We start from the raw sequence: 25,852 nt of genomic DNA, 5'->3' as shown, positions 1-25,852 counted from the left end.
ATGAACAGGGCGCGATTAACACTATTTTTTCTTGCCTTAATGCCACGCCAAAAAGCAGAATGAACGCTCATTCTGTAATATCATTTTTTTATCTCTTAATGTTATCTTAATCTGATTGCAATACAGAGCGGTCCTTACCACTTGCGTTTATTAAACGTCAGTTTCGTTTTCTTTCTGTCTTTTAAATAAGAAATCAAGAAATAAACGGAAACAGCAAGTAGTATGGCAGCCACCACTAAGAAAAATAGGTTTTCCATAATATCTACCACAGAGCGTATGTTGATTGAATTATTAGTTTGATAAGCAATGCACCAGTTTTGCGCTGTTGCATGGCTTGCTCTAACATATCCTGGATTTAGGAAAATTCCTACAGATAGTAATGTTTTTTATCAATCAGTATATAATGCTGTTTCCGCTAACCAAATTGGTCTGGATACCAGAAAAGTTTCAGTGCCTGGCGCGCGGATATTTGCTTTTCTGAAAAAGGCTGGATGAAACTGGTTTCAGGCGGGCGAGTAAAAAGGCAAAAATAGCGTCTATAGCACAAAATATTATATAAAAAATAATGAATGTGCATTCCGTCGACATATAGTCAGGATAACGGAGGTTACATAGAAGGGGTTGCCGCAATCAGACGATTGCGGCAGGGCAGGGGGATTAGATCTGATAGTAATCCTTGTACCAGTCCACGAAGTTCTTCACGCCGTCCTTCACTGACGTTTGCGGCTTAAAGCCCACCAGGTCATACAGCGGTTGGGTGTCTGCGCTTGTGTCCAGCACATCTCCCGGCTGGATCGGCATCATATTCTTCTGCGCTTCCATTCCCAGCGCTTCTTCCAGAGCGGTGATGTAGTCCATCAGTTCCACTGGCGAGCTGTTGCCAATGTTATAGACCCGATATGGCGCGGAACTGGTGGCGGGGGAACCGCTCTCAACGGTCCAGTCGGCATTGGCCTGCGGGATCACATCCTGCACCCGAACCACCGCCTCGACGATGTCGTCGATATAGGTGAAGTCGCGCTTCATTTTGCCGTAGTTGTAAACGTCGATACTTTTTCCTTCCAGCATCGCTTTCGTGAACTTGAACAGCGCCATATCCGGGCGACCCCACGGACCATAAACCGTAAAGAAGCGCAGCCCAGTGGTCGGGATGCCGTACAGATGGGAATAGGTATGCGCCATCAGCTCATTGGCTTTCTTGGTGGCGGCATACAGGGAGACCGGATGATCGACGGAATCTTCGGTGGAGAACGGCATTTTACGGTTAAGGCCGTAAACCGAGCTGGAGGAGGCGTACACCAGGTGTTTCACCTTGGTATGACGGCAGCCTTCCAGAATGTTCAGGTACCCCATCAGGTTAGCGTCTGCGTAGGCATACGGGTTTTCCAGCGAGTAGCGCACACCGGCCTGGGCGGCCAGGTGGATCACACGATCAAATTGCTCTGTGGCGAACAGCTTCGCCATACCTTCGCGGTCGGCCAGATCCAGCTGCTGGAAATGGAATGCCGGAGATGCCAGGCGATCCAGACGGGCCTGCTTCAGGCTGACGTCATAATAGTCGTTCATGTTGTCGATTCCGACAACATCATGCCCTTCATTCAGCAGGCGCTGCGCGATATGGAAGCCGATAAAACCTGCGGCACCAGTGACCAAAAACTTCATATTTTTCCTCCGGGGTGTGGATATCCCGTTCTACATAAGTGCCGATTTTACACTGGCTTGCGGTTGGGATCACTTGCTTTGCCGCGTCATCTCCGCCAGACGTGAGGTGAAGGACGTTTTTTCTGGCAAAATAACCGTGGCAAAGGCTGATAAATAACAACATTTCTCATTTGACTGTTAGCCTCCGAATAATAACCTTGTGACCGGTCGGTGGTTTAGCGATTCGTGGCGATACCCTAAAGGCAGCCAATACCCTCCGGGACGGCATAATTTTGCTTAAAGTTATATTTTTCGTCAGCGGAACATTTAGTAAATGGGCAAAAATCGCGCCATGCTTTCCTCCGTTTTGTCTTTTATATCATTGGGTTATTGTTGTTTTGTTTGTTTAATGAATGTTTATGATGTGTGTCATTTGAGTAATCCATTAATCAGTAGGCTTTTTTATTTTTATTCCCGCCGACCAGCGCTATAATCTGCGCACGATTTTCTTTGTGGAATGTGCAGTGTAGAGGCATGAGTCGTTTATCCCACCTATCGGAACATAGCGCCGTTGTTGTGTGCGCAGGGCCATCAAGCCTGAATGCGCGTGGTCTCCATGGCGGCGAAGACGATGTCTCTTCTTATCTTTCCCCACGTCGTAAACGCTCCTTTCTGACGGTTGCCAGCATCGGCTGGGCGCCCGTTGCGCTTTTTTCGGTGGCGGTAAGGGCATGTGTTTTGCCCTGCGTAAATGAGAAAGTCCTGATGGTTAACCCGGCGGCAAATGCGGAAAGTGTGGTGCGTTTGGCGGCCAGGTGAGGGAAGATGCATGTTAAAAGCAGAGATATGCCTGAAGGTATATCTCTGCTTTTAGGTTTTCAGGACACGCGTTCCGCCAGGCTGTCATTGTAGCCGCTGACTGAACGATCTGCCGACAGCCTGAAGCGAAAGAGGGTGGCGCTTAGCCTGGAGCACGGGAGTAGTACGCATTTTGGTTGCGACAGCCAATGGCGGTAGCGTGCCTCAAAAAGGCCACGCCACCTGACGGTCGATTGATTGATAGTAAAATAAAGCAATTATTTATTTAAGGATTTCATTATGTTACTTCCTGTAATTATGGCTGGTGGTACCGGCAGTCGTCTCTGGCCGATGTCTCGCGAGCTTTACCCGAAACAGTTCCTCCGGCTGTACGGGCAGAACTCCATGCTGCAGGAAACCATCACCCGACTCTCGGGCCTTGAAATCCATGAACCGATGGTCATCTGTAACGAAGAGCACCGCTTCCTGGTGGCCGAACAGCTGCGCCAGCTCAACAAGCTGTCCAACAATATTATTCTTGAGCCGGTCGGGCGCAACACCGCCCCGGCCATCGCCCTGGCGGCCCTCCAGGCCACCCGTCACGGCGACGACCCGCTGATGCTGGTCCTCGCCGCCGACCATATCATCAATAACCAGCCGGTCTTCCACGACGCCATCCGCGTCGCCGAGCAGTATGCCGATGAAGGCCATCTGGTCACCTTCGGTATCGTGCCGAACGCCCCGGAAACCGGCTACGGCTACATCCAGCGCGGCGTGGCGCTCACCGACAGCGCCCACACCCCGTACCAGGTGGCCCGCTTCGTGGAGAAGCCGGACCGCGAGCGCGCCGAGGCCTACCTCGCCTCCGGGGAGTACTACTGGAACAGCGGCATGTTTATGTTCCGCGCCAAAAAATACCTCTCCGAGCTGGCCAAATTCCGCCCGGATATCCTCGAAGCCTGCCAGGCCGCGGTGAATGCCGCCGACAACGGCAGCGACTTCATCAGCATTCCGCATGACATTTTCTGCGAGTGCCCGGACGAGTCCGTGGACTACGCGGTGATGGAGAAAACTGCCGACGCGGTGGTGGTCGGTCTCGATGCCGACTGGAGCGACGTCGGCTCCTGGTCCGCCCTGTGGGAGGTCAGCCCGAAAGACGAGCAGGGTAACGTCCTCAGCGGTGACGCCTGGGTGCACAACAGCGAAAACTGCTACATCAACAGCGACGAGAAGCTGGTGGCGGCCATCGGCGTGGAGAACCTGGTGATTGTCAGCACCAAGGACGCCGTGCTGGTGATGAACCGCGAGCGTTCCCAGGACGTGAAGAAGGCGGTCGAGTTCCTCAAGCAGAACCAGCGCAGCGAGTACAAGCGCCACCGCGAGATTTACCGTCCCTGGGGCCGCTGCGACGTGGTGGTCCAGACCCCGCGCTTCAACGTCAACCGCATCACCGTGAAACCGGGCGGCGCCTTCTCGATGCAGATGCACCACCACCGTGCCGAGCACTGGGTCATTCTCGCCGGCACCGGCCAGGTGACGGTGAACGGCAAGCAGTTCCTGCTGACCGAGAACCAGTCCACCTTTATTCCGATTGGCGCCGAGCACAGCCTGGAAAACCCGGGCCGTATTCCGCTGGAAGTGCTGGAGATCCAGTCGGGGTCGTACCTCGGTGAGGACGACATTATTCGTATTAAAGACCAGTATGGTCGTTGCTAATTTTTTTCGGGACAAAACGCAGAATGACACAGTTAACATGCTTTAAGGCTTATGACATCCGTGGTGAACTGGGCGAGGAGCTGAACGAGGACATCGCCTACCGTATCGGCCGCGCCTACGGCGAATTTCTGAAACCCGGGAAGATAGTGGTGGGGGGCGATGTGCGCCTCACCAGCGAGTCGCTGAAGCTGGCGCTGGCCCGCGGGCTGATGGACGCCGGCACCGACGTGCTGGATATCGGCCTGAGCGGCACGGAAGAGATTTACTTCGCCACTTTCCACCTCGGGGTGGACGGCGGTATCGAGGTGACGGCGAGCCATAACCCGATGAACTACAACGGCATGAAGCTGGTGCGCGAGAACGCGAAGCCCATCAGCGGCGACACCGGCCTGCGGGATATCCAGCGCCTGGCGGAGGAGAACCAGTTCCCGCCGGTGGACCCGGCGCGTCGCGGGACCCTGCGCCAGATATCGGTGCTGAAAGAGTACGTCGACCACCTGATGGGCTACGTGGACCTGGCGAACTTCACCCGTCCGCTGAAGCTGGTGGTGAACTCCGGCAACGGGGCGGCGGGGCACGTGATTGATGAGGTGGAGAAACGCTTCGCGGCGGCCGGGGCGCCGGTGACCTTTATCAAGGTGCATCACCAGCCGGACGGCCATTTCCCGAACGGTATCCCGAACCCGCTGCTGCCGGAGTGCCGCCAGGACACCGCCGACGCGGTGCGTGCGCATCAGGCGGACATGGGTATCGCCTTTGACGGCGATTTCGACCGCTGCTTCCTGTTCGATGACGAGGCGTCGTTTATCGAGGGGTACTACATTGTCGGCCTGCTGGCGGAAGCGTTCCTGCAGAAGCAGCCGGGGGCGAAAATCATTCACGACCCGCGTCTGACGTGGAACACGGTGGACATCGTGACCCGCAGCGGCGGCCAGCCGGTGATGTCGAAGACGGGGCATGCGTTCATCAAGGAGCGGATGCGCCAGGAAGACGCCATCTACGGCGGGGAGATGAGCGCGCACCATTACTTCCGCGACTTCGCCTACTGCGACAGCGGGATGATCCCGTGGCTGCTGGTGGCGGAGCTGCTGTGCCTGAAGAACAGTTCGCTGAAATCGCTGGTGGCGGACCGCCAGGCGGCGTTCCCGGCGTCGGGGGAGATCAACCGCAAGCTGGGAAATGCGGCGGAGGCGATAGCGCGCATCCGGGCGCAGTATGAGCCGGCGGCCGCACACATCGACACAACGGACGGTATCAGTATTGAATACCCTGAGTGGCGCTTTAACCTGCGCACGTCCAATACCGAGCCGGTGGTGCGTCTGAACGTGGAGTCCAGAGCGGATACTGCGTTAATGAATGAGAAAACGACCGAGCTGTTACACCTGTTAAGCGGGGAATAAGGTGAGAGATTTACTAACGACGATTTATCGTTATCGGGGATTTATCTGGAGCAGTGTTAAGCGTGATTTTCAGGCACGCTATCAAACCAGTATGCTGGGCGCGTTATGGCTCGTTTTACAACCGCTCTCTATGATCTTGGTCTATACCCTGGTCTTTTCCGAGGTGATGAAGGCCAGAATGCCCGACAACACCGGGCCGTTTGCCTACAGTATTTATCTCTGTTCTGGGGTACTGACCTGGGGATTGTTTACAGAGATGCTGGATAAAGGTCAGAGCGTATTCATCAATAATGCTAATCTGATCAAGAAACTAAGTTTTCCGAAAATTTGTCTGCCGATCATCGTGACGTTATCAGCAGTGCTTAATTTCGCGATTATCTTCAGCCTGTTTCTGATTTTTATCATTGTCACTGGTAACTTCCCTGGCTGGCTGTTTTTCTCGGTGATACCGGTTCTGCTTTTGCAGATCCTTTTTGCCGGTGGGCTGGGTATGATCCTCGGTGTGATGAACGTCTTTTTCCGGGATGTGGGGCAACTGGTTGGGGTTGCACTGCAATTTTGGTTTTGGTTCACTCCCATTGTTTACGTACTGAATTCATTACCAGCATGGGCGAAAAATCTGCTGCTTTATAATCCGATGACTCGGGTCATGCAATCTTATCAGTCCATCTTCGCCTACCATCAGGCGCCCAACTGGTATTCGCTATGGCCAGTATTGGCTCTCGCCATTATTTTCTGCGTCATCGGTTTCAGGATGTTCCGCAAGCATGCGGCGGATATGGTGGATGAATTATAATGAGTTATATCAGAGTAAAAAATGTCGGTAAGGCATATCGCCAGTATCACTCAAAAACTGGGCGACTGATCGAATGGTTATCCCCTCTGAATACAAAACGCCATAATCTTAAATGGATCCTCAGCGACATTAATTTCGAAGTTGCTCCGGGAGAGGCGGTTGGTATTATCGGTATCAACGGTGCGGGCAAGAGTACCCTACTTAAACTTATTACCGGTACGTCCAGGCCAACGACCGGAGAGATTGAAATCTCAGGCCGTGTCGCTGCCTTACTCGAACTGGGTATGGGGTTTCATTCTGATTTCACTGGCCGACAGAACGTTTATATGTCAGGGCAACTGCTGGGGTTATCCTCTGAGAAAATTACTGAGTTGATGCCGCAAATCGAAGAGTTTGCGGAGATCGGGGATTATATCGACCAGCCGGTGCGCGTCTATTCCAGTGGTATGCAGGTTCGATTAGCTTTTAGCGTAGCGACCGCTATCCGTCCTGATGTGCTGATTATTGATGAAGCGTTATCCGTTGGGGATGCCTATTTCCAGCATAAAAGTTTCGAACGTATCCGTAAATTCCGTCTGGAAGGAACCACGTTGCTGCTGGTATCTCATGATAAACAGGCGATCCAGAGCATTTGCGACCGGGCTATTTTGTTGAACAAAGGCCACATTGAGATGGAAGGCGAGCCTGAAGCGGTGATGGATTATTACAATGCGCTTCTTGCCGATAAGCAAAATCAGTCCATTAAACAAGTTGAGCACAACGGTAAAACGCAAACTGTTTCAGGCACTGGTGAAGTGACAATCTCTGAGGTTCATCTTCTCGATGAACAGGGCAATGTGACTGAATTTGCCTCGGTAGGGCATCGGATCAGCTTGCAGGTTAATGTTGAGGTTAAGGCTGATATCCCTGAGCTCGTCGTCGGTTATATGATCAAGGATCGACTTGGGCAACCGATTTTCGGGACCAATACGCATCATCTCAAACAAACACTCACCAGCCTGAAAAAAGGCGAAAAGCGTTCGTTTTTATTCTCTTTTGATGCGAGGTTGGGGGTTGGCTCCTATTCTGTCGCTGTCGCGTTGCATACTTCCAGTACGCACCTCGGCAAAAACTATGAATGGCGCGATCTGGCCGTGGTATTCAACGTCGTTAACACGGAACAACAAGAGTTTGTCGGCGTGTCCTGGTTGCCACCTGAACTGGAGATTTCTTAATGGGTTCGTCGTTTTATCGTTCATTTGAAGAACGACACAGAGGTTCGGTTGAAGATATCAAGAACCGCCTGAGTTTTTATTTACCTTTCTTGTCTCGTCTGAAGGATCTTTATCCCGAAGGCGTGATTGCGGATATTGGCTGTGGACGTGGTGAATGGCTGGAAATCCTGACTGAAAATGGTATTGCGAACATCGGCGTCGATCTCGATGATGGCATGCTGGCACGTGCCAAGGAAGCCGGGCTGAACGTGCAGAAAATGGATTGTCTGCAGTTTCTGCAAAATCAAGCAGACCAGAGTCTGATAGCGTTGACTGGTTTCCATATTGCTGAGCATTTGCCCTTTGAGGTATTGCAGCAGCTCGTCATGCATACCTTACGGGTGCTGAAACCTGGCGGTTTGCTAATCCTCGAAACGCCGAACCCGGAGAATGTAAGCGTCGGGACCTGTTCATTTTATATGGATCCAACGCATAATCACCCTTTGCCGCCGCCATTGCTTGAGTTTTTACCTATTCATTATGGTTTTAACCGGGCAATTACCGTTCGTCTACAGGAAAAAGAGGCTCTCAAATCCCCGGACGCAGCGGTTAATCTGGTCGATGTGCTTAAAGGTGTTAGCCCCGATTACAGCATCATTGCTCAGAAAGCAGCGCCTGCAGATGTTCTTGAACGCTTTGAAACCCTGTTTACCCAACAGTATGGTCTGACGCTGGATGTCCTGAGCAACCGTTACGATGCAATTTTACGCCAACAGTTCTCATCCTTTGCCTCACAGCTGGAGACGTTAAACCAGACATATACGCGCCAGCTAAGCAAAATGGCAGAGAATATTCAGACGTTGCAAGGCCAGGTTGACGAACTAAATCATGTCATTGGTCAGAACAATCAGCTTCATCAGCAAGTGGCAGATTTGCATAACAGCCGTTCATGGCGTATCACTCAACCTCTACGCTGGCTGTCTTTGCAACGCCAATTACTGCGTCAGGAAGGGGCTAAAGTACGAGCCCGTCGGGCGGCGAAAAAAATATTGCGCAAAGGGATGGCGCTCTCGCTGGTCTTTTTCCATCGTTATCCTAAGTCAAAGGTTTATCTGTTTAAATTTCTAAGAAAAACCGGCTGCTACACATTGCTACAGCGTTTGTTCCAGCGCGTAATGCTGGTGCAATCTGACACGATGATGATGCAGTCCAGAAGATATGATGTGGGTACTGAAGAAATGACAAGTCGCGCGTTGAGTATTTATAACGAATTAAAAAATAAAAATACGGAGAAATAACGATGCGTATTGTCATTGATTTACAAGGCGCGCAGACGGAAAGCCGCTTTCGTGGCATTGGTCGTTATAGTATTGCTATCGCCAGAGCGATTATTAGAAATAACAATCGACATGAGGTTTTCATCGCGCTATCCGCTATGCTGGGTGAGTCGATTACTGATGTTAAGGCGCAATTTGCTGATCTCCTGCCAGCAGACAACATAGTCGTCTGGCATGCTGCAGGACCAGTACGTGCAATGGATAAAGGTAATGAATGGCGTCGGGAGAGCGCAGAACTGATTCGGGAAGCGTTTCTTGAATCATTGCGTCCGGATGTCGTTTTCATTACAAGCTTGTTTGAAGGTCATGTCGACGATGCGGCCACTTCGGTACACAAATTTAGTCGTCAGTACAAAGTAGCCGTACTGCATCACGATCTTATTCCCCTGGTGCAGGCTGAGACCTATCTGCTGGATGATGTATTCAAATCCTATTATTTACAGAAAGTGGAATGGTTAAAAAACGCTGACCTTCTGCTAACTAACTCCGCTTATACGGCACAGGAAGCGATTGAGCATCTGCATTTGCAGGGCGACCATGTGCAGAATATTGCAGCTGCAGCCGATCCTCAGTTTTGTATGGCGGAAGTGACAGCGAGCGAGAAAGAGTCCGTCCTTGGCCATTACGGTATTCAGCGCGAGTTTGTGCTGTATGCACCAGGTGGATTTGACTCCAGGAAAAACTTTAAGCGATTGATTGAGGCCTATGCAGGACTCAGTGATGCTCTACGTCGCAGCCATCAATTGGTTATCGTTAGTAAGCTGTCCATTGGGGATCGTCAGTATCTGGAATCCCTGGCGTCAGGTAATGGGTTGCAGCAGGGTGAACTGGTTCTGACTGGCTACGTGCCGGAAAATGAGCTGATTCAACTCTATCGTCTGTGTAAGCTTTTCATCTTTGCTTCGCTGCATGAAGGCTTTGGGCTGCCTGTTCTGGAAGCAATGTCGTGCGGCGCACCGGCCATTGGCTCAAATGTCACCAGTATTCCTGAAGTCATCGGTAATCCTGAGGCATTATTCGACCCGTATTCTGTCTCTTCCATTCGGGAAAAGATCGCGCAATGTCTGAATGATGCTCCATTCCTGGCGCGCCTGAAGGAAATGGCTCAGCAGCAAGCACGTAATTTCTCCTGGGACAACGCTGCCGTGACGGCTCTGGAAGCTTTCGAGAAGATTGCGACAGAAGACGCCGGCACCGTGCAGGTCTTGCCTGAGGCACTAATTCAGCGGATCCTTGCTATTTCTCACTGTCAGCCAGAAGAGCGCGATCTGCGTTTGTGCGCAACGGCCATCGATTACAATCTGAAGACGGCTGAGCTGTATCAAATTGATGATAAGGCGCTGACCTGGCGTGTGGAAGGTCCCTTCGATAGCTCATATAGTCTGGCGCTGGTGAATCGGGAGTTTGCCCGGGCACTCTCAGCCGATGGTGTAGAAGTACTATTGCACTCCACTGAAGGGCCGGGCGATTTTGCGCCGGATGCCTCGTTTATGGCACAGCCGGAAAATAGCGATCTTCTGGCATTTTATAATCAATGTCGTACCCGCAAGAGTAACGAAAAGATAGATATTCTTAGCAGAAATATCTATCCACCGCGGGTTGCCGATATGGATGCCAAAGTAAAACTCCTTCATTGCTATGCCTGGGAAGAAACGGGTTTTCCACAGCCGTGGATTAATGAATTTAACCGGGAACTTGACGGCGTGCTGTGTACTTCAGAACATGTCCGTAAGGTATTGATTGACAACGGCTTGAATGTGCCTGCATTTGTTGTAGGCAACGGCTGCGATCATTGGCTCACCACAGCAGCTGAAACGGCAAAAGATGTGGATGAGGGAACCTTCCGTTTCCTGCATGTCTCTTCCTGCTTCCCACGAAAAGGGGTGCAGGCAATGCTTCAGGCTTGGGGCAGGGCGTTCACTCGTCGTGACAATGTTATCTTGATCATTAAGACTTTTAACAATCCACACAATGAAATTGACGCGTGGCTGGCACACGCCCAGGCTCAATTCGCGGACTACCCCAAAGTTGAAATAATCAAAGAGGATATGTCAGCCAGCCAGCTTAAAGGGCTTTATGAAAGCTGCGATGTTCTGGTTGCTCCAGGTTGCGCCGAAGGCTTTGGTTTACCTATCGCTGAAGCAATGCTGAGTGGGCTTCCAGCCATCGTCACTAACTGGAGCGGTCAACTAGATTTTGTTAATTCACAAAATTCATGGCTGGTTAACTATCAGTTTACCCGGGTAAAAACACACTTTGGTCTGTTTGCCTCGACATGGGCCAGTGTGGACATTGACAACTTAACGGATGCGTTAAAAGCTGCAGCCTCAACGGATAAATCAGTGCTGCGTGACATGGCTGATGCTGGTCGCGAGCTTATTCTGCAGCAGTTTACCTGGAAAGCGGTGGCTGATCGTTCTCGTCAGGCAGTTAAGACGCTGCGTGCGCATATTGATATTGCTCAGCATCGGGCGCGAATTGGCTGGTTGACGACCTGGAACACGAAATGTGGGATCGCAACCTATTCTCAGCATTTGCTGGAGAGCGCACCGCATGGCGCGGATGTTGTTTTTGCTCCCCAGGTCAGCGCTGGAGATCTTGTGTGTGCAGACGAAGAGTTTGTACTGCGCAACTGGATTGTGGGTAAAGAAAATAACTATCTTGAAAATCTCCAGCCACAAATTGATGCTCTGCGACTTGATGTCATCGTGATCCAGTTTAACTATGGATTCTTTAATCATCGCGAACTGTCGGCGTTTATTCGTCGCCAGCATGACGCCGGTCGAGCGGTTGTCATGACGATGCATTCAACTGTGGATCCGCTGGAAAAAGAGCCGACCTGGAATTTCCGCCTTGCCGAAATGGCGGATGCGCTGGCGCTTTGTGACCGATTGTTGGTGCATTCAATTGCCGATATGAACCGCCTTAAAGATTTAGGCTTAACCGATAATGTTGCTTTATTTCCGCATGGTGTTATCAACTACGCTGCTGGGAGCGCCGCGCGTCAACAGCAGGCTTTACCGTTAATTGCGAGCTATGGCTTCTGCTTACCGCATAAGGGCCTGATGGAGCTGGTAGAATCCGTCCATCGCCTCAAGCAGGCGGGGAAACCGGTTCGTTTGCGTCTGGTTAACGCGGAGTATCCGGTTGGAGAATCACGCGATCTGGTGGCAGAACTTAAAGCGGCAGCTCAGCGGCTAGGTGTTAACGATCTCATTGAGATGCATAATGATTTCCTGCCTGATGCGGAAAGTTTGCGGCTGCTCTCAGAAGCTGATCTACTGATTTTTGCTTACCAGAATACGGGTGAGTCAGCTAGCGGAGCGGTACGTTATGGCATGGCAACCCAAAAACCTGTTGCGGTAACACCCCTGGCGATATTTGATGATCTGGACGATGCGGTCTTTAAATTTGATGGATGCAGCGTCGACGATATCAGTCAGGGGATTGACCGGATCCTTCATTCCATCCGTGAACAGGACGCCTGGGCTACCAGGACTCAACAACGTGCCGATGCATGGCGTGAACAACATGATTATTATGCTGTTTCACGCCGCCTGGTTAATATGTGTCAAGGCTTAGCTAAAGCTAAATATTTTAAATAAAAATATTCCCCCTGGTATTTTTTGCCTTTGAATACAAGGGGAGCTAGATGATGATGTGTCATTTATTATGAAAATTATTTTTGCTACTGAGCCAATTAAATACCCATTAACGGGCATCGGTCGGTATTCCCTGGAGCTGGTTAAGCGGCTGGCGGTTGCCCGTGAAATCGAAGAGCTGAAGCTGTTTCACGGCGCGTCGTTTATCGATCAGATCCCCCAGGTGGAGAATAAAAGCGATACCAAAGCCAGCAATCATGGTCGTCTGTCGGCGTTTCTGCGTCGCCAGCCGCTGCTGATTGAGGCGTATCGCCTGCTGCATCCGCGGCGCCAGGCGTGGGCATTGCGCGATTACAAAGACTACATTTACCATGGTCCCAATTTCTATCTGCCGCATCGCCTGGAACGCGCCGTGACCACGTTTCATGACATCTCCATTTTTACCTGCCCGGAATATCATCCAAAAGATCGGGTTCGCTATATGGAGAAGTCCCTGCACGAGAGCCTGGATTCGGCGAAGCTGATCCTGACCGTCTCCGACTTCTCGCGCAGTGAAATCATCCGCCTGTTCAACTATCCGGCGGATCGGATCGTCACCACCAAGCTGGCCTGCAGCAGCGACTATATTCCGCGCAGCCCGGCGGAGTGCCTGCCGGTCCTGCAGAAATATCAGCTGGCGTGGCAGGGGTATGCGTTATATATCGGCACCATGGAGCCGCGTAAAAATATCCGCGGTCTGCTGCAGGCCTATCAGCTGCTGCCGATGGAGACCCGCATGCGCTACCCGCTGATCCTCAGCGGTTATCGCGGATGGGAAGACGATGTGCTGTGGCAGTTAGTCGAGCGCGGTACGCGTGAAGGGTGGATCCGTTACCTGGGCTATGTCCCGGATGAAGACCTGCCTTATCTGTACGCGGCGGCCAGAACCTTTGTTTATCCCTCTTTCTATGAGGGATTCGGTTTACCTATTCTTGAAGCGATGTCTTGCGGTGTGCCGGTAGTATGTTCCAATGTCACTTCTTTGCCTGAGGTGGTTGGCGATGCCGGCCTCGTTGCCGATCCTAATGATGTAGACGCGATTAGCGCGCATATTTTGCAGAGCCTGCAGGATGATAGCTGGCGGGAAATCGCCACCGCGCGCGGTCTTGCCCAGGCGAAACAGTTTTCGTGGGAGAACTGTACGACCCAGACCATTAACGCCTATAAATTACTCTAAGGGTGTCAGTTGAGAGTTCTACACGTCTATAAGACCTACTATCCCGATACCTACGGCGGTATTGAGCAGGTCATTTATCAGCTAAGTCAGGGCTGCGCCCGCCGGGGAATCGCAGCCGATGTTTTTACTTTTAGCCCGGACAAAGAGACAGGTCCTGTCGCCTACGAAGACCATCGGGTCATTTATAATAAGCAGCTTTTTGAAATTGCCTCCACGCCGTTTTCGTTGAAAGCGTTAAAGCGTTTTAAGCAGATTAAAGATGATTACGACATCATCAACTACCATTTTCCGTTTCCATTCATGGATATGTTGCATCTCTCGGCGCGGCCTGACGCCAGAACGGTGGTGACCTATCACTCGGATATTGTGAAACAAAAACGGTTAATGAAGTTGTACCAGCCGCTGCAGGAGCGATTCCTCGCCAGCGTAGACTGCATCGTCGCCTCGTCGCCCAACTACGTGGCCTCCAGCCAGACCCTGAAAAAATATCAGGATAAAACCGTGGTGATCCCGTTTGGTCTGGAGCAGCATGACGTGCAGCACGATCCGCAGCGGGTGGCGCACTGGCGGGAAACCGTCGGCGATAACTTCTTCCTCTTCGTTGGCGCTTTCCGCTACTACAAAGGGCTGCACATTCTGCTGGATGCCGCCGAGCGTAGCCGGCTGCCGGTGGTGATCGTCGGGGGCGGGCCGCTGGAGGCGGAAGTGCGTCGTGAAGCGCAGCAGCGCGGGCTGAGCAATGTGGTGTTTACCGGCATGCTCAACGACGAAGATAAATACATTCTCTTCCAGCTCTGCCGGGGCGTGGTCTTCCCCTCGCATCTGCGCTCCGAGGCATTTGGCATTACGTTACTGGAAGGCGCGCGCTTCGCCAGGCCGCTGATCTCCTGCGAGATCGGCACCGGGACCTCGTTCATTAACCAGGACAAAGTGAATGGCTGCGTGATCCCGCCGAATGACAGTCAGGCGCTGGTGGAGGCGATGAATGAGCTCTGGCATAACGATGAAACCGCCAGCCGCTATGGCGAAAACTCGCGTCGTCGTTTTGAAGAGATGTTTACTGCCGACCATATGATTGACGCTTACGTCAATCTCTACACTACGCTGCTGGAAAGCAAATCCTGAGGCCTGCTACCCCCGCCGTTGCGGCGGGGGGTAACGCGTTAGTGACGACTCTTCAGATTATCAATCACTTCCCCGAGATCCAGCCCCTGGTCCTGCAGCAGCACCAGCAGGTGGTACATCAAATCCGACGCCTCATTCTTCAGCTCGAAGCGGTCGTTCACCGTGGCGGCCAGCGCGGTCTCCACGCCTTCTTCCCCCACTTTCTGCGCAATACGCTTGGTGCCGCTGGCGTACAGCTTCGCCGTGTAGGAGCTCTCCGGGTCGGCGTGCTTACGCTCGGCCAGCAGCTGCTCCAGCTGATAGAGGAACAGCCACTGGTGGCCGGTTTCGCCGAAGCAGCTGGTGGTGCCTTTATGGCAGGTCGGCCCGATCGGGTTCACCAGCACCAGCAGCGTATCGTTGTCACAGTCCGGCGTGATGCTCACCACATTGAGGACATTGCCCGAGGTTTCACCCTTGGTCCACAGCCGCTGTTTGGTGCGTGAGTAAAAGGTGACCTTGCCGGTGGCTTCGGTTTTCTCCAGCGCCTCCTTGTTCATGTAGCCCAGCATCAGCACTTCGCCGGATACGGCGTGCTGCACGATGGCCGGCATCATGCCGTCCGTTTTTTCCCAGTCCAGCTGTTCAGTCAACATACCCTTATCTCCACGCCCTGTGCCGCCAGGTACGCTTTCAGTTCGCCAATATTAATAATCTGTTTGTGGAATACCGAGGCCGCCAGCGCGCCGTCAACGTTGGCGTCGCGGAAGGCTTCGAGGAAGTGTTCCATGGTGCCCGCGCCGCCGGAGGCGATCAGCGGGACATGGCACACTGCGCGAACCTTCGCCAGCTGCTGCAGGTCGTAACCGTTGCGCACCCCGTCCTGGTTCATCATATTGAGGACGATCTCGCCCGCGCCGCGCTTCTGCACTTCCCCCACCCAGTCGAGGGTTTCCCACTGTGTCACCCGGGTGCGGGTCTCGTCGCCGGTATACTGGTTGACGTGATATTTGCCGGTCTCTGCATCAAACCAGGTATCAATCCCCACCACAATGCACTGCACGCCAAAGCGGTCGGCAAGGCGGGTGATCAGCGTCGGGTCGGCGAGAGCAGGGGAGTTAATCGAAATCTTATCGGCGCCGAAGGAGAGGATCTGCGCCGCGTCTTCCAGCGATTTGATCCCGCCGGCCACGCAGAAAGGAATGTCGATCACTTCCGCCACGCGCGACACCCAGCTCTTGTCGACCACCCGGCCGTCGCTGGAGGCGGTGATATCATAGAACACCAGTTCGTCAGCCCCTTCGTCGGCATAGCGCTTGGCCAGCGGGACGATGTCGCCAATGATCTCGTGATTACGGAACTGCACGCCTTTCACTACCTGGCCGTCGCGGACGTCGAGGCAGGGGATTATCCGTTTTGCCAGCATTGAATGGCCTCCGTTACGTTGAATTTACCTTCCAGCAGCGCGCGACCAACAATCACGCCGCGCACTCCAGTGCCGCGCAGCGCGGCAATATCATTAAGATCGCCGATGCCGCCGGATGACTGAAACGCCACCTGCGGGTAGCGGGCGCAGACTTCCTCGTACAGCGAGACGTTAGAACCTGCCAGCGTGCCGTCGCGGGAAATATCGGTGCACAGCACGTGCTGCAGGCCGACCGGCAGATAACTCTCCACCAGCTCCTCCAGCGTCACGCCGGAGTTTTCCTGCCAGCCGCTGACCGCCACCTGCTTGTTGCCGTCGGCGTCAATGCGCACGTCGAGCGCCAGCACCAAACGCTCAGGGCCAAAGCGTTTAAACCAGCCTTTCACTTCCTCCGGGGATTTCACCGCGGTGGAGCCGACCACCACGCGGGCGACGCCGGCCTCAAGCAGGGCCGCGACATCCGCTTCGGTCCGCACGCCGCCGCCAACCTGTACCGGGACGTCAACGCCGGCGACCAGCGATTTCAGCAAGGGGATCTGGCGTTTCGCCGGATCCTTCGCCCCGGTCAGGTCGACCAGGTGCAGGACTTCCGCCCCCTGAGCGACATAGGACTGCAGGCGCGGCAGCGGATCGCTGCCATAGTCGCGCTGCTGGCCGTAATCGCCCTGGTGGAGACGAACGACGGTGCCGTCGATTAAATCTAAAGCAGGAATAATCATCACATCTCCAGGAAGTTTTTCAGCAGCTGCGCCCCGGCGCTCCCGGAGCGCTCCGGGTGGAACTGCACGCCAAAGAAGTTATCTTTCTGCACCGCGGCGGTGAACGCCTCACCGTAATTGCACTGGGCGATGGTGTACGGGTTGACCGGCATGGCGTAGCTGTGCACGAAGTAGAAATACGCGCCTTCTTCAATGCCGCGGAACAGACGATCGCCTGCTTTGGCATACACCCGGTTCCAGCCCATGTGCGGCAATGGCAGACCGTGGTCGGTCATCTTCGGCACCTCTTCTTCGATAATGCCCAGCAGATCGACGCCGTTGTTCTCCTCGCTGCGCTTGCCGAGCAGCTGCATGCCCAGGCAAATCCCCAGCACCGGCTGGGTACAGGCTTTGATCAGGTCGATCAGATCGCGGTCGCGCAGCTGGTCCATCGCCGCCTGGGCGGTGCCGACGCCGGGAAGAAACAGTTTATCGGCACGCAATACCACCTCCGGATCGCGGCTGACCACCGGCTCATAGCCGTGGCGGCCAATCGCCGATTTCACCGAATTGAGGTTGGCGCACCCGGTATCAAGGATCACCACATTCATCACAGCACCCCTTTGGAAGACGGCAGGGCATCGCCCTGGACGCGGATCGCCTGGCGCAGCGTACGGCCAAAGGCTTTGAACAGGCTCTCCACGCGGTGGTGATCGTTCTTGCCCTTGGTTTTCAGGTGCAGGGTCACCGCCATGGTGTAAGAGAGCGAGCGGAAGAAGTGTTCCACCATCTCGGTGCTCAGATCGCCGACGCGCTGATAGGTGAAGTCCGCCTTATACTCCAGGTGCGGACGGCCGGAGATATCCAGCGCGCAGCGGGCGAGACACTCGTCCATTGGCAGCACAAAGCCGAAGCGGTTGATGCCGCGCTTGTCGCCAAGCGCCAGCTTCAGGGCTTCGCCGAGGGCCAGGCCGGTATCTTCCACGGTGTGGTGATCGTCGATGTACAGATCGCCGCCGACGTTGATCTCCATGCGGAAGCCGCCATGGGTGGCGATTTGGTCGAGCATATGGTCAAAAAAGCCGACGCCGGTGTGGATCTTGCTGCCGCCTTCGCGGTCCAGCCACACCTTCACGTCCACCTGGGTCTCTTTGGTGATGCGCTCGACGTGGGCATAGCGGTCGCGGCGGGTCAGCTGCTCGCTGATGGTCGGCCAGTCCAGGGTCTCACGGTCATAGCGCAGGCCGGTAATTCCCATGTTATCCGCCAGCTCAAGGTCGGTGGCCCGGTCGCCAATCACATAGCTGTGGCTTTTATCCAGTACGCCGTCTTCCAGCCACGGCAGCACCAGCTGCGTTTTCGGTTTGCGGCAGGCACAGTTGTCGCCCGGGAAGTGCGGACAAATCAGCACCTCTTCGAAATTGACGCCCTGCGAGGCGAAGATCTGCATCATCAGGTTGTGCGGGCCATCAAATGCTTCCTGCGGCAGACTGTCGGTTCCCAGGCCATCCTGGTTGGTGATCATCACCAGCTTATAGCCTTCCTGCTGCAGCTTCAGCAGCGCCGGGATCACCTGCGGCTCAAACGCCAGCTTGTCGAAACGGTCCACCTGGAAATCCACCGGCGGTTCGGAAATCAGGGTGCCGTCACGGTCAATAAAGAGATACTTCTGGGTCATACATTCTCCGCAGTCAAGGCGTCAATCACGCGCTGGCTCTCGGCACGGGTACCGATAGTGATACGCAAACAGCCGCTTAATGAAGGTTGTTTATTCTGGTCACGTAAGATAATGCCCTGATCCCACAAAGATTTAAACACTGCGCTGGAGGCGGTTATCCGCGCCAGAACGTAGTTCGCCTCGGAATCGAAGACCTGCTCCACGCAGGCGATGCCGCGCAGCTGTTCCACCAGGTAGCGGCGCTCGTCGAGGATCTGCGCCACGCGCTGGCGCATCGCGGCGATGCCTTCCGCGCTCAGCGCCTGGGCAGCGATATCGGCCACTGGCGTAGAGAGCGGATACGGAGCGATCACTTTCAGCAGCACGTTAATCACCTCGGCGTTGGCGAGGGTGAAACCGCAGCGCAGGCCGGCGAGGGCGAAGGCTTTGGACAGCGTGCGCAGCACCACCAGGTGCGGATAGTCGCTGAGCCAGCCGGCGAGCGTCGCCTGCGGGCAGAATTCAATATAGGCTTCGTCAGCGACCACGATGGCTTTATCGCGAGTCATCTCCAGCAGGTCGCGTATCGACTGCGGATCGATGATCTGACCGGTCGGGTTGTTCGGGCTGCAGACAAAGACCACCCTCACGCCGTCCAGCTGCGCCTCGATACCCGGCAGGTCGAGCTGCCAGTCGGCGAGGGTCGGCACGGTGCGGCATTCGACGCCGATGGTCTCGGCGCTGACGCTGTACATGCCGTAGGTGGGCGGGCAGTAGAGTAGCGCGTCTTTGCCGGGCTCACAGAAAGCGCGGATCAGCAGCTCAATCCCTTCGTCGGCGCCGCGGCTGACCAGCACCTGCTCCGGTTTGACGTCGGCGTAGCGGGCGTAGCTCTCGATGACTGCCTTCGGCTGCGGCTCCGGATAGCGGTTCATCGTTTGCGCGGTAAGCTGGAAAGCCACGGCGGTCGGGAATTCGTTGGCGTTCAGCCAGACGTCGCCTTTGCCGCCCAGACGGCGAGCGGATTGATACGGGGTCAGCGCACGGACGTTGGCGCGGGCTAAATCTTCAATGCTCATGCTTGCTCCTTCAGGGCGGCAACGCGCAGCGTTACGGCGTTTTTGTGGGCGTCAAGGCGCTCGGCGGCGGCCAGGATCTCAATCGTTGAGGCGAGGGCGGCAAAGCCGTCGCGCGACAGCTCCTGCACGGTCATCCGCTTCTGGAAGTCGGCCAGGCCGAGGCTCGAACAGGTGGCGGTATACCCATAGGTCGGCAGGACATGGTTGGTGCCCGAGGCGTAATCGCCCGCGGATTCCGGTGACCAGTCGCCGAGGAAAACCGAACCGGCGCTGGTGATGCTGTCCACCAGCTCGCGGGCCTGACGGGTCTGAATGATCAGGTGCTCCGGACCATACTGGTTGGAGATAGCCACGCACTGCGCCAGGTCGCGGGCCACGATGATCCGGCTGGCGGAGAGGGCCACGCGGGCGGTTTCCGCGCGCGGCAGGGCGGCCAGCTGGCGTTCGACGGCCTCAGCGACGCGGCTGCCGAGGTCGGCGTCCGGGGTCAGGAGGATCACCTGCGAGTCCGGGCCGTGTTCCGCCTGCGACAGCAGGTCGGAGGCGACAAAGTCCGGGGTGGCGCCGCTGTCGGCGATCACCAGCACTTCCGACGGGCCGGCCGGCATGTCGATGGCTGCGCCGTCCAGACGCTGGCTGACCTGACGTTTGGCTTCCGTGACGTAAGCGTTACCCGGGCCAAAGATTTTATCCACCTTCGGCACCGACTCGGTCCCGAGAGCCAGGGCGGCGATGGCCTGGGCGCCGCCGACGTTAAAGATGGTTTTCACGCCGCACAGCTGCGCGGCATAGAGGATCTCATCGGCGATCGGCGGCGGCGAGCAGAGCACCACCTGCTGACAGCCGGCGATGCGCGCCGGCGTCGCCAGCATCAGCACCGTGGAGAACAGCGGCGCCGAGCCGCCCGGAATATACAGCCCGACGGAGGCGATAGGGCGGGTGACCTGCTGGCAGCGCACCCCCGGCAGCGTTTCGACATCCACCGCCTGCAGCTGTTGCGCGTTGTGGAAGGTCTCGATGTTTTTCACCGCCACCGCCATCGCCTGCTTCAGCTCGTCGCTGAGGCGTTCGCCGGCGGCGGCGATCTCCGCCTCGCTCACCTGCAGCGCGGCGACGGTGGTTTTATCAAACTTCGCGCTGTATTCGCGCAGCGCCGCGTCGCCGTTGGCTTTGACGTTATCGAGGATCTCCGCTACCGTTTTACTGATGCTGTCGGAGGCGGAAATCGCCGGGCGCGTTAAGAGTTGTTGCTGTTGGTCTGCGCTACAGCCGTTCCAGTCGATGATTGTGTTGAAGCTCATGATTGTTTTCCCCTGTGTGTCCCGTGACCGGCTGGCCGATTACTCCATCATCTTCTCAATCGGCAGCACCAGAATGGAGCTGGCGCCCAGCGCTTTCAGTTTTTCCATGGTCTCCCAGAACAGGGTTTCGCTGCTGACCATGTGCATCGCCACGCGCTGCTTGTCGCCTGCCAGCGGCAGAATAGTCGGACGCTCGGCGCCCGGCAGCAGGGCAACCACTTCTTCCAGGCGTTCGGTCGGAGCGTGCATCATGATGTATTTCGACTCGCGGGCCTGGATCACGCCCTGAATACGGGTCAGCAGGCGGTCAATCAGCTGCTGTTTGGCGTCGGCCATCTCGCCGTCGCGCTGGATCAGGCAGGCTTTGGAGCGGTAGATCACTTCCACTTCGCGCAGACCGTTGGCTTCCAGGGTGGCGCCGGTGGAGACGAGGTCGCAGATGGCGTCGGCGAGGCCGGCGCGCGGCGCCACTTCCACGGAGCCGTTCAGCAGACAGGATTTAAAAGAGATACCTTTTTGATCGAGGTAGCGCTTCAGCAGGTGCGGGTAAGAGGTGGCGATGCGTTTGCCGTCCAGCGCCGCCGGGCCGTTCCAGGCTTCATCCACCGGGGTCGCCAGCGACAGGCGGCAGCCGCCGAAGTCGAGACGACGCAGGGTGAAGTAGCGCGGGTCTTCGCCCTGAGCGCGGCGGCTGAGCAGCTCTTCTTCCAGCACGTTTTCGCCGATAATGCCGAGGTCGACAACACCGTCCATCACCAGGCCCGGGATATCGTCATCACGCACGCGCAGAATGTCGATTGGCATATTTTCCGCCAGCGCAATCAGACGCTGGGTGTGCAAATTGACTTTAATGCCGCAGCGGCTGAGTAATTCGCGTGAATCTTCGCTTAAACGGCCTGATTTCTGAATAGCTATGCGTAAACGGGTGTTGTCTAACATTGTTCTTTTCCTCTGAATACCTGTCTGAATCTGTCCGAATTTGGTCCAAAAAAAAGCCCCCGGAAGTGAATCTTCCGGGGGCTCTCTGCGCGTTCATGCACCACTGGAAGATCCAAATGTCTTCCAGCACACATCGCCTGAAAGACTAGTCAGGATGATGGTGATGATGGTGGTGTTTAAATTGAACGCGGTTCATAAAAATTCTCTGTGAATGACTATGCATTTGATGTCCTTTAACCTAAACCACTTCCGCCGCAGAAAGCAAGGGCTTTTTTCTATCATTAATTCATTTCACATTGAGCGAAGAAATTGTCAGTTGCCGCAGGCTGGCGTAGCCTGTAATCAGCACAGCGAAAGAGTCAGGAGCCTGGGATGAAAAAGGTCGCGATAGTCGGTTTGGGATGGCTGGGGATGCCGCTGGCGCTGTCATTGATGGCGCGAGGCTGGCAGGTCACCGGCAGTAAAACCACGCAGGATGGCGTGGAGGCGGCGCGGATGTGCGGGATTGACAGCTATCCGCTGCGCCTGGAGCCGCAGCTGGTCTGTGATACCGAGGACCTCGACGCGCTGATGAACGTCGATGCGCTGGTGATCACGCTGCCGGCCCGGCGTACCGGGGCGGGAGAAGGGTTTTATCTGCAGGCGGTGCAGGAGATTGTCGATACCGCGCTGGCGCACCATATTCCGCGGATCGTCTTCACCAGTTCCACCTCGGTGTATGGCAACGTCAATGGCACGGTGAAAGAGAACTCCCCGCGTCTGCCGCAAACCGCCAGCGGGCAGGTGCTCAAGGAGCTGGAGGACTGGCTGCACAACCTGCCGGGAACCTCGGTGGATATTCTGCGTCTGGCCGGGCTGGTGGGGCCTTCCCGTCATCCGGGACGTTTTTTTGCCGGCAAGTCGGCGCCGGATGGCCAGCACGTGGTCAATCTGGTGCATTTGCAGGATGTGGTGGCCGCTATCGAACTGCTGTTGCAGGCCCCGAAGGGCGGGCACATCTATAATCTATGTGCGCCCCGCCATCCGGCGCGTGGCCTCTTTTATCCGCAAATGGCCCGTGAACTGGGGCTGCCGCCGCCGGTGTTCAGCGACAGCCCGGACGGCGGTCAGGGCAAGATTGTGGATGGCAATCGTATCTGCAATGAGCTGGGGTTTGAGTACCAGTACCCCGATCCGCTGGTGATGCCGATGGAGTGATCTGCCAGCGGTGATTCGCATACCGTAAGGGGGTAGCGATGAAACCACTGCTGGATGTCCTCGTGATCCTCGACGCGCTGGAAAAAGAGGGGAGCTTTGCCGCCGCGTCGGCAAAGCTCTTTAAAACGCCCTCGGCGCTGAGCTACACCATTCATCGGCTGGAAAGCGATCTCAATATCCAGCTGCTCGACCGCAGCGGCCACCGCGCGCGCTTTACCCCCACCGGACAAATGCTGCTGGAGAAAGGGCGGGAAGTGCTGCATATCGCCCGCGAACTGGAGATCCGGGCGGTCAAGCTGCAGCAGGGGTGGGAACACACCCTCCGCCTGGCGGTGGACTGCACTTTTCCCGTGGCGCAGCTTTCGCCGCTGATTGCCGCATTTTATCAACAACAGCCGCTGACCCGGCTGCACTTCACGCAAAACCCCTCGCTGCTGGACTGGCGGCCGCTGACTGACGGGCAGGCCGATCTGCTGCTGGGCGCCCTTGGCGAGCCGCCGCCGCTGAGCGGCTATGACTATCTCCCCCTCGGCGAGCTGGAGCTGCTGCTGGTGGTTTCCCCGCAGCATCCGCTGGCGCGACACCGCGCTCCGCTGAGCTGGCGGACCCTGCGCCGTTACCGGGCGGTGGCCACCGGCGAGGGCGGGGCGCTGCTCAGCGATCAGGAGACCCTGACGGTGTGTGACGCCGCGGGGCAGCTGGCGCTGCTGCGCATGGGGCTGGGCTGGGGCTGTCTGCCGCGTTACCAGGTGCAGGGGCTGCTGGAGAGCGGCGAGCTCATCAGCATGGCGGTTCGCGGGCTGTCGCCCCGCCAGCATGCCTGGATCGCCTGGAATGACGCCACCTGCGGTTTGGCCAGCAAATGGTGGCGGGAAACGCTATTAGCAAATAGTGCTATTTTTACAATTTATCATACGGAAATCGTATAGATATTAGCACGTTAAAAAATACGCTTACGCAATGAACTTCATAACATCTTGTCAACGCCGTTGAATTTGTTGCAAAATATGCGGCCTGAAAACCAGAGACTAGCCGACGCTTTTTTTAAAAGTGTCGGTTATTTTTTTGGTCGAAAGACACATCATTCAATACCAAGAGGCCGGGCTTCGTACCGGATAGATATTTACTAAAAACCGACAGTCGTTGTCGCTGAGGAATAGAAAGAAATGGGGCAATTTTTTGCTTACGCGCTGGCGTTCACCGTAAAAGGGGATAACTATGTCGCATAACGCTACTCCAAATACCTCTCGCGTGGAATTACGTAAAACGCTTACGTTAGTTCCGGTTGTAATGATGGGCCTGGCCTATATGCAGCCGATGACGCTGTTCGATACGTTTGGTATCGTCTCTGGTATGACCGACGGTCACGTGCCGACGGCCTACGCCTTTGCGTTAATCGCCATTCTGTTTACTGCCCTGAGCTATGGCAAGCTGGTACGTCGTTACCCTTCTGCCGGCTCGGCGTATACCTATGCGCAGAAATCCATCAGCCCGACCGTTGGCTTTATGGTGGGTTGGTCCTCGCTGCTCGACTACCTGTTCGCGCCGATGATCAACATTCTGCTGGCGAAAATCTATTTTGAAGCGCTGGTGCCTTCGATTCCGTCGTGGGTGTTTGTTATCGCGCTGGTCGCCTTTATGACCGCCTTTAACCTGCGCAGTATTAAATCCGTCGCCAACTTCAACACCGTGATCGTGGTGCTGCAGGTGGTGCTGATTGCCGTTATTCTCGGCATGGTGATTTATGGCGTGTTTGAAGGCGAAGGCGCCGGTACGCTGGCCAGCAGCCGTCCGTTCTGGTCCGGTGACGCGCACGTGATCCCGATGATTACCGGGGCGACGATCCTGTGCTTCTCGTTTACCGGCTTCGACGGCATCAGCAACCTGTCTGAAGAGACCAAAGATGCAGAGCGCGTCATCCCGCGGGCGATCTTCCTGACCGCGCTGATTGGCGGCCTGATCTTCATCTTTGCCACCTACTTCCTGCAGCTGTACTTCCCGGACATCTCGCGCTTTAAAGATCCGGATGCGTCACAGCCGGAAATTATGCTCTACGTAGCAGGTAAAGCCTTCCAGGTTGGCGCGCTGATCTTCTCCACCATCACCGTGCTGGCTTCCGGTATGGCGGCGCACGCTGGCGTGGCGCGTCTGATGTACGTGATGGGCCGCGACGGCGTGTTCCCGAAAAGCTTCTTCGGCTACGTTCACCCGACCTGGCGCACCCCGGCGATGAACATCATCCTGGTCGGCGCTATTGCGCTGCTGGCGATTAACTTCGACCTGGTGATGGCGACGGCGCTGATTAACTTTGGTGCGCTGGTGGCGTTTACCTTCGTTAACCTGTCGGTGATTTCGCAGTTCTGGATCCGTGAGAAACGCAACAAGACGCTGAAAGACCACTTCCAGTATCTGTTCCTGCCGATGTGCGGCGCCCTGACCGTTGGCGCGCTGTGGGTCAACCTGGAAGAGAGCTCGATGATTCTGGGCCTGATCTGGGCCGGTATCGGTCTGGTCTATCTGGCCTGCGTGACCAAAAGCTTCCGCAACCCGGTGCCGCAGTATGAAGATGTGGCCTAAGGCATAGCGTGATGTAAATGAGAAAAGCCGGAGGGAAACCTCCGGCTTTTTTTTTGTTTGGCCCGGTGCGATACCTTTTGCCCGGCGGCGCTGCGCTTGCGCGGGCCTACGGTGATGGTTAACCTTCTGAAATTTAATGGTTATGTAGGCCGGGTCAGGCGCAGCCGCCACCCGG

23 protein-coding genes and 1 other annotated feature are annotated in these 25,852 nt (G+C 55.5%); of the genes, 12 read left to right on the top strand and 11 right to left on the bottom strand.

Going from position 1 to position 25,852, the window contains the following annotated elements; all coding sequences use genetic code 11:
* Positions 1–134 precede the first annotated feature (134 nt).
* Complete coding sequence (locus HMPREF3096_RS30520; RefSeq protein ID WP_004144151.1) at positions 135–257, bottom strand: small membrane protein; 123 nt, start codon at positions 255–257, stop codon at positions 135–137.
* A 400-nt stretch (positions 258–657) separates the two neighbouring features.
* Positions 658–1,662 (bottom strand): NAD-dependent epimerase, encoded by a 1,005-nt coding sequence (locus tag HMPREF3096_RS17440; RefSeq protein ID WP_021313308.1) that lies wholly within the window; start codon positions 1,660–1,662, stop codon positions 658–660.
* 1,077 nt (positions 1,663–2,739) lie between these two features.
* Here HMPREF3096_RS17440 and HMPREF3096_RS17435 point away from each other — a divergent pair.
* The 8 genes from HMPREF3096_RS17435 (at position 2,740) to wbdC (ending at position 14,824) form a co-directional block, all read left to right on the top strand.
* Positions 2,740–4,155, top strand: a complete 1,416-nt coding sequence (locus HMPREF3096_RS17435; protein WP_012967599.1) for a mannose-1-phosphate guanylyltransferase/mannose-6-phosphate isomerase — start codon at positions 2,740–2,742, stop codon at positions 4,153–4,155.
* Positions 4,156–4,178: 23 nt separating this feature from the next.
* Positions 4,179–5,555, top strand: a complete 1,377-nt coding sequence (gene rfbK / locus HMPREF3096_RS17430) for an O9 family phosphomannomutase RfbK (RefSeq protein WP_032731030.1) — start codon at positions 4,179–4,181, stop codon at positions 5,553–5,555.
* Position 5,556: 1 nt separating this feature from the next.
* Positions 5,557–6,351 (top strand): O8 family O-antigen export ABC transporter permease subunit, encoded by a 795-nt coding sequence (gene wzm, locus HMPREF3096_RS17425; protein ID WP_008804106.1) that lies wholly within the window; start codon positions 5,557–5,559, stop codon positions 6,349–6,351.
* Positions 6,351–7,565, top strand: a complete 1,215-nt coding sequence (gene wzt / locus HMPREF3096_RS17420; protein ID WP_023322961.1) for an O8 family O-antigen export ABC transporter ATP-binding subunit — start codon at positions 6,351–6,353, stop codon at positions 7,563–7,565. Before wzm ends, wzt begins: the two co-directional genes overlap by 1 nt.
* On the top strand, positions 7,565–8,842 hold the full coding sequence (locus HMPREF3096_RS17415; protein ID WP_008804108.1) for a class I SAM-dependent methyltransferase: 1,278 nt from the start codon (positions 7,565–7,567) through the stop codon (positions 8,840–8,842). Before wzt ends, HMPREF3096_RS17415 begins: the two co-directional genes overlap by 1 nt.
* A 2-nt stretch (positions 8,843–8,844) precedes the next feature.
* Positions 8,845–12,486: a glycosyltransferase gene (locus tag HMPREF3096_RS17410; protein WP_023322960.1), complete on the top strand. Its 3,642-nt coding sequence runs from the start codon at positions 8,845–8,847 to the stop codon at positions 12,484–12,486.
* 67 nt (positions 12,487–12,553) lie between these two features.
* Positions 12,554–13,699, top strand: a complete 1,146-nt coding sequence (locus HMPREF3096_RS17405) for a glycosyltransferase family 4 protein (RefSeq protein ID WP_008804110.1) — start codon at positions 12,554–12,556, stop codon at positions 13,697–13,699.
* A gap of 9 nt (positions 13,700–13,708) precedes the next feature.
* Positions 13,709–14,824: an N-acetyl-alpha-D-glucosaminyl-diphospho-ditrans,octacis-undecaprenol 3-alpha-mannosyltransferase WbdC gene (gene wbdC, locus HMPREF3096_RS17400; RefSeq protein WP_004184789.1), complete on the top strand. Its 1,116-nt coding sequence runs from the start codon at positions 13,709–13,711 to the stop codon at positions 14,822–14,824.
* A 38-nt stretch (positions 14,825–14,862) separates the two neighbouring features.
* Here the strand turns inward: wbdC and hisIE are convergent, their stop codons facing one another.
* From hisIE to hisL, 9 genes are all read right to left on the bottom strand, one after another.
* Complete coding sequence (hisIE, locus tag HMPREF3096_RS17395; RefSeq protein ID WP_008804111.1) at positions 14,863–15,459, bottom strand: bifunctional phosphoribosyl-AMP cyclohydrolase/phosphoribosyl-ATP diphosphatase HisIE; 597 nt, start codon at positions 15,457–15,459, stop codon at positions 14,863–14,865.
* Positions 15,453–16,229 carry an imidazole glycerol phosphate synthase subunit HisF gene (gene hisF, locus HMPREF3096_RS17390; protein WP_064144548.1) on the bottom strand — a complete coding sequence of 259 codons (777 nt, stop codon included), beginning with the start codon at positions 16,227–16,229 and terminating at the stop codon, positions 15,453–15,455. Before hisF ends, hisIE begins: the two co-directional genes overlap by 7 nt.
* Positions 16,211–16,948, bottom strand: a complete 738-nt coding sequence (gene hisA / locus HMPREF3096_RS17385) for a 1-(5-phosphoribosyl)-5-[(5-phosphoribosylamino)methylideneamino]imidazole-4-carboxamide isomerase (protein ID WP_064144547.1) — start codon at positions 16,946–16,948, stop codon at positions 16,211–16,213. The genes hisF and hisA overlap by 19 nt, the downstream gene beginning before the upstream one ends.
* A complete protein-coding gene (hisH, locus tag HMPREF3096_RS17380) occupies positions 16,948–17,538 on the bottom strand; it encodes an imidazole glycerol phosphate synthase subunit HisH (protein ID WP_008804113.1) in 591 nt (196 codons plus the stop codon). Before hisH ends, hisA begins: the two co-directional genes overlap by 1 nt.
* The gene (gene hisB, locus HMPREF3096_RS17375; protein ID WP_008804114.1) at positions 17,538–18,605 is read right to left on the bottom strand and encodes a bifunctional histidinol-phosphatase/imidazoleglycerol-phosphate dehydratase HisB; all 1,068 of its coding nucleotides are present in this window, start codon (positions 18,603–18,605) and stop codon (positions 17,538–17,540) included. The genes hisH and hisB overlap by 1 nt, the downstream gene beginning before the upstream one ends.
* The gene (hisC, locus tag HMPREF3096_RS17370) at positions 18,602–19,663 is read right to left on the bottom strand and encodes a histidinol-phosphate transaminase (protein ID WP_070544533.1); all 1,062 of its coding nucleotides are present in this window, start codon (positions 19,661–19,663) and stop codon (positions 18,602–18,604) included. Before hisC ends, hisB begins: the two co-directional genes overlap by 4 nt.
* On the bottom strand, positions 19,660–20,964 hold the full coding sequence (hisD, locus tag HMPREF3096_RS17365) for a histidinol dehydrogenase (protein WP_008804115.1): 1,305 nt from the start codon (positions 20,962–20,964) through the stop codon (positions 19,660–19,662). The genes hisC and hisD overlap by 4 nt, the downstream gene beginning before the upstream one ends.
* A gap of 39 nt (positions 20,965–21,003) precedes the next feature.
* Entirely contained in the window at positions 21,004–21,903 is a 900-nt protein-coding gene (hisG, locus tag HMPREF3096_RS17360) for an ATP phosphoribosyltransferase (protein WP_002912152.1), read from the bottom strand.
* Positions 21,904–21,950: 47 nt separating this feature from the next.
* Positions 21,951–22,073: a sequence feature (His leader region), on the bottom strand.
* The gene (gene hisL / locus HMPREF3096_RS30515; RefSeq protein WP_004899375.1) at positions 22,049–22,099 is read right to left on the bottom strand and encodes a his operon leader peptide; all 51 of its coding nucleotides are present in this window, start codon (positions 22,097–22,099) and stop codon (positions 22,049–22,051) included. (Overlaps the previous feature by 25 nt.)
* A gap of 176 nt (positions 22,100–22,275) precedes the next feature.
* Here hisL and HMPREF3096_RS17355 point away from each other — a divergent pair, with 176 nt between their 5' ends.
* From HMPREF3096_RS17355 to plaP, 4 genes are all read left to right on the top strand, one after another.
* Positions 22,276–23,100, top strand: a complete 825-nt coding sequence (locus HMPREF3096_RS17355) for an SDR family oxidoreductase (RefSeq protein ID WP_008804116.1) — start codon at positions 22,276–22,278, stop codon at positions 23,098–23,100.
* A gap of 38 nt (positions 23,101–23,138) precedes the next feature.
* Positions 23,139–24,029, top strand: a complete 891-nt coding sequence (locus HMPREF3096_RS17350) for a LysR family transcriptional regulator (protein ID WP_064144546.1) — start codon at positions 23,139–23,141, stop codon at positions 24,027–24,029.
* A 237-nt stretch (positions 24,030–24,266) separates the two neighbouring features.
* A complete protein-coding gene (gene yoeI / locus HMPREF3096_RS31910) occupies positions 24,267–24,329 on the top strand; it encodes a membrane protein YoeI (RefSeq protein ID WP_096335043.1) in 63 nt (20 codons plus the stop codon).
* On the top strand, positions 24,319–25,677 hold the full coding sequence (gene plaP / locus HMPREF3096_RS17345) for a putrescine/proton symporter PlaP (protein ID WP_004148994.1): 1,359 nt from the start codon (positions 24,319–24,321) through the stop codon (positions 25,675–25,677). The genes yoeI and plaP overlap by 11 nt, the downstream gene beginning before the upstream one ends.
* The last annotated feature ends 175 nt before the right edge of the window (positions 25,678–25,852 follow it).

The sequence above is a fragment of the Klebsiella sp. HMSC25G12 genome, assembly GCF_001807705.1.
GTDB lineage: Bacteria > Pseudomonadota > Gammaproteobacteria > Enterobacterales > Enterobacteriaceae > Klebsiella > Klebsiella variicola.
Note: the sequence above shows the minus strand (reverse complement) of the source record. Positions and strands in the feature narration are given on the sequence as shown.

Bases quoted from the DNA above. Each gene is read 5' to 3' on its own strand.
- HMPREF3096_RS30520 (WP_004144151.1), bottom strand. From the start codon at position 257: ATGGAAAACCTATTTTTCTTAGTGGTGGCTGCCATACTACTTGCTGTT.
- HMPREF3096_RS17440 (WP_021313308.1), bottom strand. From the start codon at position 1,662: ATGAAGTTTTTGGTCACTGGTGCCGCAGGTTTTATCGGCTTCCATATC.
- HMPREF3096_RS17435 (WP_012967599.1), top strand. From the start codon at position 2,740: ATGTTACTTCCTGTAATTATGGCTGGTGGTACCGGCAGTCGTCTCTGG.
- rfbK (WP_032731030.1), top strand. From the start codon at position 4,179: ATGACACAGTTAACATGCTTTAAGGCTTATGACATCCGTGGTGAACTG.
- wzt (WP_023322961.1), top strand. From the start codon at position 6,351: ATGAGTTATATCAGAGTAAAAAATGTCGGTAAGGCATATCGCCAGTAT.
- HMPREF3096_RS17415 (WP_008804108.1), top strand. From the start codon at position 7,565: ATGGGTTCGTCGTTTTATCGTTCATTTGAAGAACGACACAGAGGTTCG.
- HMPREF3096_RS17410 (WP_023322960.1), top strand. From the start codon at position 8,845: ATGCGTATTGTCATTGATTTACAAGGCGCGCAGACGGAAAGCCGCTTT.
- HMPREF3096_RS17405 (WP_008804110.1), top strand. From the start codon at position 12,554: ATGAAAATTATTTTTGCTACTGAGCCAATTAAATACCCATTAACGGGC.
- hisIE (WP_008804111.1), bottom strand. From the start codon at position 15,459: ATGTTGACTGAACAGCTGGACTGGGAAAAAACGGACGGCATGATGCCG.
- hisF (WP_064144548.1), bottom strand. From the start codon at position 16,229: ATGCTGGCAAAACGGATAATCCCCTGCCTCGACGTCCGCGACGGCCAG.
- hisA (WP_064144547.1), bottom strand. From the start codon at position 16,948: ATGATTATTCCTGCTTTAGATTTAATCGACGGCACCGTCGTTCGTCTC.
- hisH (WP_008804113.1), bottom strand. From the start codon at position 17,538: ATGAATGTGGTGATCCTTGATACCGGGTGCGCCAACCTCAATTCGGTG.
- hisB (WP_008804114.1), bottom strand. From the start codon at position 18,605: ATGACCCAGAAGTATCTCTTTATTGACCGTGACGGCACCCTGATTTCC.
- hisC (WP_070544533.1), bottom strand. From the start codon at position 19,663: ATGAGCATTGAAGATTTAGCCCGCGCCAACGTCCGTGCGCTGACCCCG.
- hisD (WP_008804115.1), bottom strand. From the start codon at position 20,964: ATGAGCTTCAACACAATCATCGACTGGAACGGCTGTAGCGCAGACCAA.
- hisG (WP_002912152.1), bottom strand. From the start codon at position 21,903: ATGTTAGACAACACCCGTTTACGCATAGCTATTCAGAAATCAGGCCGT.
- HMPREF3096_RS17355 (WP_008804116.1), top strand. From the start codon at position 22,276: ATGAAAAAGGTCGCGATAGTCGGTTTGGGATGGCTGGGGATGCCGCTG.
- HMPREF3096_RS17350 (WP_064144546.1), top strand. From the start codon at position 23,139: ATGAAACCACTGCTGGATGTCCTCGTGATCCTCGACGCGCTGGAAAAA.
- plaP (WP_004148994.1), top strand. From the start codon at position 24,319: ATGTCGCATAACGCTACTCCAAATACCTCTCGCGTGGAATTACGTAAA.